The organism is Sphingobacterium sp. BIGb0165, from assembly GCF_024810095.1.
Classification (GTDB): domain Bacteria; phylum Bacteroidota; class Bacteroidia; order Sphingobacteriales; family Sphingobacteriaceae; genus Sphingobacterium; species Sphingobacterium detergens.
This window is the reverse complement of record NZ_JANUEB010000010.1, coordinates 40,323-53,402: the sequence shown is the minus strand read 5'-3', so window position 1 is coordinate 53,402 and position 13,080 is coordinate 40,323. Positions and strand designations below refer to the sequence as shown.

The window sequence follows — 13,080 nt, the reverse complement described above, 5'->3', positions numbered from 1 at the left end:
AAATGAAAAAACACATCATAATAGCAAGTCTGATTGGATCCATATTTTTGAGCTCATGCAATAAATTTTTGGACGTCCTGCCACGGACGCAAATACCCGCCGATAAATTATTCAATTCCGAGCAAGGTTTTAAAGATGCATTAGCAGGTGTTTACATTTCTGCAAAAAGTAATACAACCTATGGGAAGGCCTTAACTTTCGGGACCATAGAAAGTTTAATCTCAAGCTGGGATGTGACCGCAAATACCGTAGAACAACAGTTGGGCGTTTTCAATTACTCCGACAATCGTGTAATTGATCAATTCAATGCCATATTTGCCAAGCAATATGCAACAATCGCGGCAATAAACTCTATTCTGCAGAATCTAGAATCCAATAAATCCATCTTTAAGACAGAAGGAGTATATCAGGTAATCAAAGCAGAATGCCTGGGTTTACGCGCCTATATCCACTTTGATCTTATGCGGCTTTATGGCCCCATACCCACTGAATCTGGGATCGGAAATCAGCTCGCTTATGTAACCGAATTCAACAGAGAAATCCATCAACATATTTCTTATGAAGAATATAAAAGCAAAATTTTCACTGATCTGAAACAGGCGGAAGAACTTATCAAAGAATTCGACCCTATGCTTTCCTATTCCATGAATGATGTGCGAAATCCAAATGGTTTCGGAAGCAATTATAAGCCACTGGATGATTTTATGTCGTATAGAAATATGCGCTTCAATTACTACGCAATGAAAGCTTTGGAAGCCCGTGCAAATTTATGGTATGGCGAGAAACAAAATGCGTACAACGCAGCAAAGGAAGTGGTCGAAGCAAAAGACACGAATGGAGATCTGAAGTTTAAATTAGCAACCGGAAAAGAATTTACGGCAACCAATTACATTCTTACATCTGAACAGATATTCGGACTCTACGCTTTTGATTTAGCGAAAACCTATACTGATAACTTTGGCAATGCGACATATCGCAAGGGAACTTCTGCAACAACTATTACAAATCAATTATATGGTAATACTGGAACTGATTTTAGAGAATCATCGCTTTGGAATATGATTACGATGGCAAATGGTTCCAAATACAATGTGATTAGAAAGTTCTGGGTCACCGCAGATAATGTAACCGTTTTAACAGATTACAAACAACTTCCTATGCTACGTACCAGTGAACTTTATCTTATTTTAGCAGAAACAGCTCCGTTCAGCGAAGGGGTAGAATACTTAAAAACATTCAGGGCAAATCGGAATATATCAAATCTTACCATACCAGGGGATGTCCCAACATTACAAAACGAGATTATCAAGGAATACCGGAAAGAATTCTATGGCGAAGGACAGGCTTTTTATGCTTACAAAAGGCTCAATGTTCCCAAAACGTTAATCCTGTTTGCACCATCTACAGCAGTTGTAAACTACCTTTTACCCATGCCAACAGTTGAATCAATTAATTAAACACCATTATGAAACCATATTTTTTATTAATTATAGTTGGTATTACATGCATGTTATTCAATAGCTGCAAAAAAGACCAATATTATATATTTGATGATATCCCACGATTGCAATTTGGGCCGCCCATTTCTACTCTTAAACTCAATGAATATACCGATTCGTTAAAATCTGAAACATTCTTTTACGAAGCACAGGATACTCATCAAGATACCGTGTATTTTGATATCTATACCGTTGGAGAAACATCGAAAAAGGATAGAAAATATCAGCTTCAACAAATACAGCTAAATGGAGTGGAAAACGCTATCCCAGGAAAACACTTCATTGCTTTTGATGATCCTGCTGTTGCTAACCTCTATATTATCAAGTCCGACTCTGTACATGCAAGAGTTCCTATCGTTATTTTAAGAGATGGCGAGTTAAAAAGCAAAACAGTCAATCTTGGTATTTCGATCGTTACTAATGAGAATTTTGCTATTGGTGAACCCACTAAATCTTGGCGAAAGTTACAATTTACCGATCGTCTTAGCCAACCTAACGCCTGGACAGCCTCCTATTCAACCTATTATTTCGGAGCATACAGTGTTCGGAAGCATGAATTCATGATTGAGGTTACGGGTCAGCGTTGGGATCAAAATTTTATATCCACTCTTCCCTTAGATCAAATGAACTATTATAAATCTGTACTTGGGATGGCTGTGATAGATTACAATAAGCAACATCCGAACACTCCTTTGCGGGCCGAGAACGGAGATCTCATTACCTTCCCTAATTAAACTCTATCCATGAAAAAGATAAATATTTACATATTAATCCTTGGTTGCTTAGCTATTTTATCCTGTTCAAAAGATAAAAGCAACTATGATTACAGTGAAACCGAGCATATTGATATCGAAGGTATTGAATCAAAATATGCGGTCATCTCTCTAAAAGACACGTTAAAAATTTCCCCAACAGCAAAATCAAATAAAGATGGTGAATTAGAATATAAATGGGGGTTTTACGAAACCAATGTTCAAGGAAGAGCTGAACCTATCGATACAATAGCCCGTAACCAAAATCTACGCTATTTTATCACTGAGGATGCCAAGGACTGGGTTGTAGTTTGTATTGTGAAAAACAAAAAAACAGGCTATAGCCAATACAAAACTGCCACTGTAACTGTTAGCACACAGTTTACACGGGGCTGGTATGTCCTTAAAGATGATGGCACCAATTCAGATTTGGATCTTTACCTTACCCCACAAGATAATTTGGTAAATGGAAAAATCGAAAATGTTTACAGCGCGGCAAATAATCAAAAAATAGAAGGCAAAGGCAATTTTATTAGCTTTTCTTCCAGTTATAAAAGTAACATCCTAAATCCTTCCTCTTATTCAAATACACGAGCATTATTCCTCACCACTGAAAAAGATATCCAAACCGTGAATGTCAATAATCTAAAAAAAATCAGAGACAAACAGAATCTATTCTTGGGCGGTGGACAACAGATAACTGGCAATACGGGAGCTTTCTTGGGGAGCACGGCTAATTATGTTCTCAACAATGGGCAATTATACAACATCTATGCAATGAGTTCCAATACAGGACAATTTGGCAATAAGGCCATGATAGATGGAAATAATAGCAACTATGAATTGTCTAAATATATGATCTCGAGTGGTAGCAATGACCCTATTTTATTTGACAATCTAGGGGGAAATTTCACAACACTTGGTAACGGTTATGGATCTACCATGACTATATTTTCAAATGATGCTGCCAATGACTTCAATACAGCAAATAACAACCAGAAAGCACTGTTTCTAGGAATGAAGTCCAATGTTTATTTACCTGCCCCCGATTACTACTACAAAACTGTTGGATATGCAATATTACAGGACAAAACTGATCCTGCCCAAAAATCGCTCTGCGCTTTGGAGAAAAAGCAGTATATGTTGTCTATAAAAAAAGAGGTAATTGATCCTTCATCCAAACTATATAATGCTAATCTGCATACATTGCTCTTGGACGATGAGAACTTAATGTACTTTGTCAATAATAATCAATTATACAGTAGAAATTTAAGTAACGGATTTGAACAGTTACAATTTAGTGCACCTGGAGGCGAACAGGTTACTTTCATCAAACATCTGAAATATTCAGAATCAGGATATGCTTTCAACTTCGTCGTCGTTGGTACAAAAGTTGGATCGGGCTACAAGATCAGAATGTTTACAAAAAATTCTGGGAATCTAGATGCGAATCCAGTCCAAACACTTGAGGGAGCCGGTGCTGCGCGGGCGATAATTTATATTGCTCCCGCTGTCTCTGACTATACCTATCCATCGACCTATTAGTTCCATTCATAAAAAAAGAAATGAAAAAACACATCATAACTTCATTAACAATACTCGCCGCAAGTACGGCTTTTGCTCAATCACCCGTTCAGATCAAAGGAACATTTGACAAAGAATTTATCAAACCCGTCAAACTCTTCAAGGTTGTCGAAGGTGACATGGAAGAGATTGCTTCGGCACAGCCACAATTGAATAAAAAATTCGGCTTCACTTTCTACCCTGAATACGAAGGGTTTTATGCCATTGGTTCAGGGACAACAGGTAGTCAGACAGAAAATAATATCTTTTATTTCAAACCTGGTGATCAACTTGAGTTCATCATTTCCGAAAACAGCTACCAGTTGACGGGCACAAATAACAGTAAAGAAAATCAAATTCTTAACCGTTGGCACAACGAAGTTACTCCAATAGAACAGAAAGCCTTCAATTGGATGAAAGTCCAAAGTACTTTTGTCGATTTCTTCCCGGATTTAGAGACCGTAGTTGCGAAAGCAAATACTTTCACGAAAAATAATAAAAGTGGAAACTTCAAATTTGATAGCAGATTACAAGATTATATCCAATGGGATCTTGCTGCCAATGCCACAAACTTTCTCAATACCCCACGTTCGGCACACCCTGCAGTAGAAGAATATGCGGACTACTACAAGAATCTAACATTGGCCAAGTTCGCAAAAAATGCATCTTTAGTATATCAAACACCTTGGGCAAACCGCACTTTAAATGCAATCTCATTTGTATCTCGTCGTGCGGCTAATATTCCTCCCGGAAAAGGTATCACCGGCCTCCAGCAAGATATGGATTTCCTTCCCAATGACACTTTAAAAGGTGATGCTATACTGAGTTATCTAGCCAAACAAAAAGATTATGCCAGTTACAAGGAAGCTGCAGATAAATATCAGTCGTATTTTCTGACAGCAAGTCAAAAGAAACGTGCCACCGTGATCATGAACAATATGGCACAATTAAAAAGCGGAGACCAAGGGCTTAACTTTTCTTTTCCTGACAATAACGGAAAAACCATAAAATTCGCCGATTTAAAGGGAAAAGTAGTTTTGATCGACGTATGGGCAACCTGGTGCGGTCCCTGTAAAGCAGAGATACCACATCTCAAAAAGCTTGAACAAGAATTGCACGGAACGGATGTTCAAGTAGTGAGCATCTCCGTTGATGAGGAAAAAGATAAAGCCAAATGGCTAAAAATGATTAAAGACGAGCAGCTCGGTGGTCTTCAGCTTTTTGCTTCCGGATGGGGTGATTTTGCGAAATATTACAAAATCACAGGCATTCCACGCTTTATGGTGTTCGACAAACAAGGTAAAGTTGTCACCATAGATTCACCACGTCCATCGAGCCCAGAATTAAAACAGCTCCTCGAAAAAGTATTAGCAACAAAATAGGTATGAACAAACTTTGGATTTACTTCCTATTTTTAACGTTATCCCCCTCGCTTCTATCTGCGCAGGGAGATAGCGTTACAATCAAAGGAAAAATTACATCGTCTGCAGCAGATCCTGCCACGAAGTTAAGCGTTTCTTTTATAGACTATCAAGGTAAAAGGCTAGGTTTTTCAGCTCCAATAAATGATGGATCATTTGAAATCAAGATCCCAAAACAAGCAAGGGTAGTTGATGCTACCTTAAGGACTATTGGCAAAGATCCAAACGCCAGCGCGTTACAACAGGTCATGCGTCATCCACTCAATGTGTTTATTTTTGAAGATGACATTCTTATAGATGGCAATGCCGAAGAACTTGATTTAGCACAGGTCAAAGGTGGAGAGGAAAACAATGAATATAATAATCTGCGTCAGTCTACAGCGGGATTTGTAAAGCAAAAAAATAGATTATACAGTCCAATTCTCGAGGGAAAGATAAGTACTGAATCTCCAGAAGGTAAAACGATACTCGAACAGCTTAGTCAATTGGGTAAAAAAGAAAATGACCTTCAGAAAAAATTCATAGAAAATTACGCTGAATCCTATGTCAGTTTATTTTTGCTTTACAGAATGAAGTCTAGCTATACTTCCGAAGACTATAAATTAGCATTTAATCGTCTTGTTTCGAATTACAAATCAACAGACATGGGTAAAGCAATAGCGTCGACAATTGCAAAAGAAACCGTGACTGCGAAAGGGAAAGCAGCACCACTATTTACACGGACAACTGCCCACGGAACTCCTTTTAAATTAGAAAAGATGCAAGGCCGCGTTATTCTGTTGGACTTTTGGGGCAGTTGGTGTGGTCCATGCCGTGCAAGTATGCCACACCTCCAACAGCTTTACAGTCGCTACAAAAACAAAGGCTTTGAAATTATCGGTATTGCCCAAGAACGAGGTAAAACACTTGATGAGTCAAAAAACAGCTGGTACAAAGCTATAGAAGAACTCAGTTTACCTTGGACAAATGTGCTAAATAACGAGAACAAGGAGCAAATGGATATTGTAAAAGAATATCAGATCAGCGGTTTTCCAACAAAAATTCTAGTGGATGAAAATGGAAAAATCATTTTACGGGTTATTGCCTCAGCAACAGATGACATTGACATTGCACTGAAAAAGATCTACGGCTACTAACCTAATGAAATCAATTACTAAAGACAATAACTTTAAACCATGCCTTATAAACCAATAATCAAAGCTGGAAGTTTCTTACTGTTAACAGCCTGGGCATCATGGTCAAAAGCTCAGCTAGTGGCACAACTACCAGCTAAACTATTGACCTGTTTTGAACAGAAAGACACCTCTATGATAACAGGTGAACTCGCACCTAATTTCTCCGTAGCAGGGCACACTGGTGAAGGAGCCAACTTTCGTATAAACCAAATTATCAAAAACTACCCCCTAAAAGCTGTACATATTGTCTCTGAGAAAAAAACAAAAAGAGGGACATTACTTCAAATAGAGGTCACAGATGCCAAGGGTAAGACAACAAGCAATCAGGCCCTAGTCGATAACAAGGGAAAGCTGATCTACTTCAGCCTTTTTGATCAACTTTATGGACTAAAAAGAGAAAGTAAGCCCAAATTACGGGCGGTCATTCCGTTTGAAAACAAGAATGGATCCATTTACCTGCAGGTAAAAATCAATGGATACGAAAAGCCATTAAGACTCCTGTTTGACACTGGAGCTGATGGCATGGCCGTCAACCAGCAACTTGCTGAGGCTATTGGTTTAAAGGTAACCCGTGAGAATAATGCTTCCGTCGTGGGGGGCAATACAAAGATCCAGGTATCGGACAACAATAGTATTTTATTGGACACGCTTAAGCTGGCTGGACAGGGTATCGCTATCTTTCCCGAAATGGGCAAAGAAGGAGATGGGATTATCGGCAATACTTTGATACGCCAATTTATCACGCATATCGACTACGATAAAAATACGATTTCATTGTATGATTTCGGAGATTTTCAATACAAAGGTAAGGGAACTGCAGTACCGATTACAATGCCTGCTGGCGTAATGATATTACCCGGACAGCTTGAGATCGTCAAGGACAAGAGCTACTCGGGTCATTTTGTTTTCGACACAGGTGCTTCCTATGACCTGATCTGTTTCCGTCCTTTTGTACGCCAAAACAAACTGTTAGTCAGCGGATTTAAACCAGAAGCACAGGCGGCAACCGTAAGCATGGGAGTTTCCTCTCCCACCTTTGCGGGCAAAAGCTACCAATTTGCCATTTCTCCCCTGCCGCCAATGCAAGGCTTGCCTGTCACACTAATGGGCGGTAGTGCAGGGAACGAACAATGGCAACCTGGTTTCGATGGTTCAATTGGCGTACGCCTATTAAGCCGTTATAACATTACAATAAATCTAGCAGAAAGCGAAGTATACTTTTCTCCAAATAGATTACATTCCCACCCACAGGATTTTTTAATAAAGAATTATCAATTCGGCTGGGATAATGCCGGGCAGCTGAAAGCACTTGGAGTCGTAGGAGCTGTCGAAAATCCAACGGGTCTGAAAGCAGGAGATTTGATTCAACGTATTGACAAATATACTGTCGATCAATTGCAGAAAAATTCAACCCTGATAGATGAGATTCGATTGAAAGCAGGAGGAGAATCTATTTCGATTACCAGGACTGACAATAATATCGTAGACATCTAATCACGCTAAAAAGATATACTACCCTTAATTCTCAAAACAAATTGTATGAAAAAGCTCATTTTTTATATTATCATAGCCTATTACGGCGTATTCTTTTCAAACCTGGCAATTGCCCAGGAAAAAATCTTCCAAGGCAGTTATGCAGAATGTCAAGCCCAGGCAAAAAAGGAAAACAAACTCATTCTGATCGATCTGTACTTTGTTGGTTGTATGCCTTGTGCAGAAATGGACAAACAAGTATTCCCGGATCCAGTTGTTATGAAGGAACTCAACGACAATTATATTCTGTACAAAACAGATGTAATGAAAGAGACAGACGGGAAGAAATTAGCCCGTAAATACGCTGCCCCAGGATTTCCGACCTACGTCATTGTAAGCCCCGAAGGCAAAACAATACTGACAGAATCAGGTTTCTTTGGCGTAGATCGATTTGTCCCTTTGTTAAAGGAAGCTGTCCAGCGAAATAAATCTAACCAATATCTTGCATTTAACAATACTTTGGACAACACTTATCCTGCAGCTTATAGCGAGCGCTTTATCAAAACCGGAGAAAAACATGATTTTGCGGAACTAGAAGGATATCTCGAGCAACAAAAGGACTTGTTCAATGAGACAGCTTTCTTGGCCAATAGCGTCACTTACTTTACTAAATACAATAATTGGGCTTACGACAATCTTCCAAAATTGATTAAACTATACGGCGGAAATCTACTCCGCAACAAAATTTCAACAATTGCCAAAGCAAAAAGTAAACAATACGGAGCAGTACAGCAATTGGATAGTTTAACGACCATGCTAGCTTATATACGTCCCACGTTCAATGAAAAATTATGGGCGGTATTTTTACCCGGATTTGTTGCTAGCTATTATGCTGGCTCCCAAAATGCGGTCACCTATTTTGCACTGATTGACGAATATAAGCTCTATCCGACTTGGGATGAACGCAGCAACGCTTTCGGACCGGTCATTATTGATCAATCAAAAAATCCGACAATCTTGAAATCCATGCGAGCTGAATATCTAGCCGCGGAACAAGGGAAAAAACTGGATCAAGTGGATAGTTATCGACTCACGCTATTACACTACTATCTAAAAGATTTTGATAAGGCTTCCAGCTGTATAAAAAAGTTATTAGAATCAGATCCAATATCTCCGTTCCTTGCCATAGACAAAAAAGACCTACAAGACTTAAAAGAGGCCATAGAAAAAAAAGATTCCTCTTTATACAAGGCCAAGGATATTAAGAAAATAATTCCATTTAAATTAAGTTAACTATCTATATCATGATTAGAAAAACCATTTTATTGCTCACTACCTTAGCGTGCTCAGCTGTAGCATTCGCGCAACAGCCGAGCAACATTACCGGAACGACAGATCCTGCAAAAGTAAAACGTGTCGGACTATTTAAAGTATTAAATGGCCGTTTGAAAGAAATCGCCACATCTATTCCCGATGCATCGGGACGATTTGCATTTCGCTTTACTCCTGAATATGAAGGATTGTATTCCGTTGGCAGCGGAAATGCACAAAACCAACAGGGACTTTTCCGTTTTTACTTCAAAGGAAATGAGGATTTAAATCTAAAATTGAGTCAAAGTGACTATGAATTGACAGGTAAAAATAGTCCAGAAAATGAGATGTTATACACTTGGGATAAGCAGTCGAAAACTTTTCACGATAAAGGCACTACTCCTGGAGGAATGAGCACCTATGTTGATTTCTTCCCTGAGGTAGAACAATTCAAAGGAAAACTGGATGCCATCAAAAAGAGCGCAAAAACAGGGAACCCGAATTTTGACAAATTCTTTCCCGAACTAGTGGATTATGATTTCGCTTATTATGCGATCTCGTATCTTTATATGCCGCGCACAGCCCATCCAAGTAAAGAGGAAATGAGCGATTTTTACACACATTTCAACGCTGATCGATACCTGACAACTGAATTATTAAAATTTCCGTATGGCGACCGATTTATGAGCAATATGATTTATCGCAAGCTGGATCTGTCAACCAAACCAACATTTGATCAACAAGTTGCGGCAATCGGACCAGATGTATTGAAAGGACAATACGTATTGCAACGACTTGAGGGGGCACGTTCTTATGGTGACTTTCAGGAAATGAATGAGAAATACCAAAAATATTTTACGCTACCTGAGCAAACCGAACGATCAAAAGTGGTAGAAGCACGATTGGTCGAAACGAAAACAGGCGTACCTGCTTTTCAATTTAATTATTCAGATATAAACGGTAAGAAAACAAGTCTCGCAGATCTTAAAGGCAAAGTTGTCTTGATTGATATGTGGGCGACCTGGTGTGGTCCATGTCGTGCCGAAGAACCCCATTGGGAAAAATTAAATGAAGAATTTAACGGGAAACCAGTAGCGTTTGTAGGCGTATCAGTAGATCAGGATAAACCCAAATGGGACACCTATGTGAAAGAGAAAAAATTAAAAGGTATTCAGCTACATGCTGGTTCTGACAATGAACTTTCCAATGCTTACAAAGTCAATTCCATACCACGCTATATATTGATTGACAAAGCCGGAAACCCAATCTCCGCAGATAGCCCAAGACCAAGTGATCCTAAACTAAAAGCTTTGCTTGAGGAATGGATTAAAAAATAAAATCCGAATATCAACGACCCTAAATAATGCTAATCATTCTTTTCAACAGCTTACAACTTTCGATTTTTATCCCAATTGTGGATCAGTCTTCGAATGGCTCCCAGTTTCTACACGACCGGCAAATTGACGGAAAAATTTACTCCCATTAATCTGTAAAGTAACATCATACCAACCACTCACTTTCTGAGATCCTACAACCCACTTGATAGATTTACCAGCACCCAGTACGGTATTTTTCTTCCAAGAACTGTAGGCGTTATCTTTCACCTGTACATCAAGTGCTTTTTCTCCTTTATTGCTCGCTTCGAGGATTAGGTTTCCTGTGGGAATTCCTTTCTTCCCGATCTCATAGGTTGCGACAACAGACAAAGATTCTCCTTCACCTTTAAAGCTACGCATAAACCCATTTGGCCCATATACTGTTAGATCATAATAACCATCTTTAAAGTCTGTCCGGTTCCAGTCAAAGCTCAGCTCCTCACCAGCGATAACCGCAAATGGCCAAAAACTTACACCATCTTTATAACTTGGTCCACTATACACATTAAAAGGGCTACTCAAGGATTTCGTTCCGAAAATCTTATTACCCGCGGACATTGTCAGTTTTACGTTGTCCTTATCAATAGATTCACTCGAATACAATTCATATGCCAGCGCATTGGAACTTTTTTGACCTTTTTCTTGTCTTGCCAATTGTGAAGCCTTTCCAGTAGCGTGCAAAGCTTGCATCTCATCTGCTGTCCATACATGGAAATTATTCGGGAGCGGCTTGGATTTAGCTTGATCAATTGCATAGATCTGTTGATTGCGATCCAAGAATGGCAGTTCTACAGCAGTTCCTCCTTCTGCTTTACGGAATACCGAAGTCAGATCTCCCGTTATAGCACGCCGCCAAGAACTGATATTATGCTCTTTCACATCCTTCCCAAGTTTCTTATCGAAGAAATGCTCCATAAATTGTATGGTCGAAGTGATATCGCAGACCTCCGAATTTACCCAGCCACCTTTGCTCCATGGGGACGCAATGATCAGAGGCACCCGATAGCCCAAACCAACCGGCCCCTCAGTGGCATGTTCCTTCTTCTCACCACTGGCAAGTTCCTGCTCCAAACTTACATATTCATCACTATAATCCAATCCCGCTGAAGTTTTCCCCGATCGGGCATCTGCCGGATTGGGAGCCACAAACGGAGGAATATGATCAAAGTAACCATCATTTTCGTCGTAGTTTAGTATAAAAACCGTTTTCTTCCAAACCTCAGGATTTTCGGTCAGTATATTCAAGATTTCGGACACATACCAAGCCCCATACATCGGTGCACTGGGGTGATCAGAAAAACATTGTGGTGCAACCAGCCAAGATACAGTAGGTAAATTCCCAGACTTCACATCTTTCCGAAACTGATGTAATACATCCCCTTTTGGTACAGTAATCTGTTCTCCTTCGTGCAATACTGAAGTCGTCTCACGATAAAACGTGTCATCCTCATTTGTCTGAAAAGCACGCTCATGCAAAGCGATTTGCTCCTTAGGAAGTAGCTGGAATGCCTGTTCGGTAAGTCGCTCTAGCTGTTTCTTATAACTGTTCAGCTGCTCCTGTTTTTGCTTAAGCTTATTTTGGGTTTTCTGTACACTTTCAGTTCCATTATTCGCCAACGCCTTTTCAAGCTCTTGGATCTCAGCCGGCAGTTCAACTACACGCTTACGCATAAATTCCAAGTGGCTTTTTTTGAATTCAATATGGTATTGTGAAAACCACTCTAAGTTATTGTCCGTAAAATTGCCTAACCATTCGTCTCCATTAAGACCAGTCTCCATACTGACTTCATTCTGATATACCTTCCAAGGGATACCCGCTTCCTCCAGACGTTCAGGAAAAGTTTTCCAATGCGCCCACCGGTTAAAATAAATATCCGAATTACGAATCAACGGTTTTGCACCTTTATTGGGCACACAAGTTCCTGTCCAGAAAAAATGACGATTGGTTGTCGTACCTGTAATGGAAGAACAAAAATGCTGGTCACAGATGGTAAACGCATCAGCTAGTGCATAATAGAAGGGTATATCTTCACGGGTATAATAGCCCATGGTCAACGGGATCTCACTCAGCACCTTTCCTCCGGGACGCTTCGCCTCAATCCAATTATCATGTTTACCCTGGTTACGGGCAGCCATTTGATTTTCCCAAGAGTGAGGGAGGTTGCCTGTCCAGGCGGCATTGGAATTCTTGATATCCAATCGAAAGGGTGAATAGGTCTTTCCCGAAGCAGAAGCCTGCAACCATACCGGATTTCCACTAGGCAGCTCGATAGCCCTTGGATCATTAAATCCCCGTACCCCTCTAAGTGTACCAAAACTATGGTCAAAGGAGCGATTCTCCTGCATTAACAAAACAATATGCTCGGCATCTAAAACAGAACTCCCCGCAACTGGTTCAATCGCTAAAGCACGCTGTATCGCATCCGGCACAGCACTCTGTAAGCCAAAAACCCCAGCCAACAAGGAGGCCTTCTTGATAAAGTCTCTTCTACTATCCATAAAAATATCTA

At 39.9% G+C, this 13,080-nt stretch carries 9 protein-coding genes; 8 read left to right on the top strand and 1 reads right to left on the bottom strand.

The features are described from left to right. Positions 1–2 precede the first annotated feature (2 nt). Genes M2408_RS21765 through M2408_RS21730 form a run of 8 tightly spaced genes read left to right on the top strand, consistent with a single transcriptional unit; the run spans position 3 to position 10,531 of the window. A complete protein-coding gene (locus M2408_RS21765; RefSeq protein ID WP_259186601.1) occupies positions 3–1,457 on the top strand; it encodes a RagB/SusD family nutrient uptake outer membrane protein in 1,455 nt (484 codons plus the stop codon). A gap of 8 nt (positions 1,458–1,465) precedes the next feature. Next, positions 1,466–2,233: a DUF4843 domain-containing protein gene (locus M2408_RS21760; protein WP_259186599.1), complete on the top strand. Its 768-nt coding sequence runs from the start codon at positions 1,466–1,468 to the stop codon at positions 2,231–2,233. Between the two features lie 9 nt (positions 2,234–2,242). Next, on the top strand, positions 2,243–3,796 hold the full coding sequence (locus M2408_RS21755) for a PKD-like family lipoprotein (RefSeq protein WP_259186597.1): 1,554 nt from the start codon (positions 2,243–2,245) through the stop codon (positions 3,794–3,796). 20 nt (positions 3,797–3,816) lie between these two features. Beyond that, a complete protein-coding gene (locus M2408_RS21750; protein WP_259186595.1) occupies positions 3,817–5,196 on the top strand; it encodes a TlpA disulfide reductase family protein in 1,380 nt (459 codons plus the stop codon). A gap of 2 nt (positions 5,197–5,198) precedes the next feature. Then, positions 5,199–6,371, top strand: coding sequence for a TlpA disulfide reductase family protein (locus M2408_RS21745; RefSeq protein WP_259186593.1), 1,173 nt, complete (start codon positions 5,199–5,201; stop codon positions 6,369–6,371). Positions 6,372–6,410: 39 nt separating this feature from the next. After that, positions 6,411–7,904 carry a retropepsin-like aspartic protease gene (locus M2408_RS21740; protein WP_259186592.1) on the top strand — a complete coding sequence of 498 codons (1,494 nt, stop codon included), beginning with the start codon at positions 6,411–6,413 and terminating at the stop codon, positions 7,902–7,904. A gap of 45 nt (positions 7,905–7,949) precedes the next feature. Further along, positions 7,950–9,176, top strand: coding sequence for a thioredoxin family protein (locus M2408_RS21735; RefSeq protein WP_259186591.1), 1,227 nt, complete (start codon positions 7,950–7,952; stop codon positions 9,174–9,176). 11 nt (positions 9,177–9,187) lie between these two features. Beyond that, on the top strand, positions 9,188–10,531 hold the full coding sequence (locus M2408_RS21730; RefSeq protein WP_259186589.1) for a TlpA disulfide reductase family protein: 1,344 nt from the start codon (positions 9,188–9,190) through the stop codon (positions 10,529–10,531). 66 nt (positions 10,532–10,597) lie between these two features. Here M2408_RS21730 and M2408_RS21725 read toward each other — a convergent pair whose 3' ends face one another. Beyond that, positions 10,598–13,069 (bottom strand): phosphocholine-specific phospholipase C, encoded by a 2,472-nt coding sequence (locus M2408_RS21725; protein ID WP_259186588.1) that lies wholly within the window; start codon positions 13,067–13,069, stop codon positions 10,598–10,600. Positions 13,070–13,080: the final 11 nt, after the last annotated feature.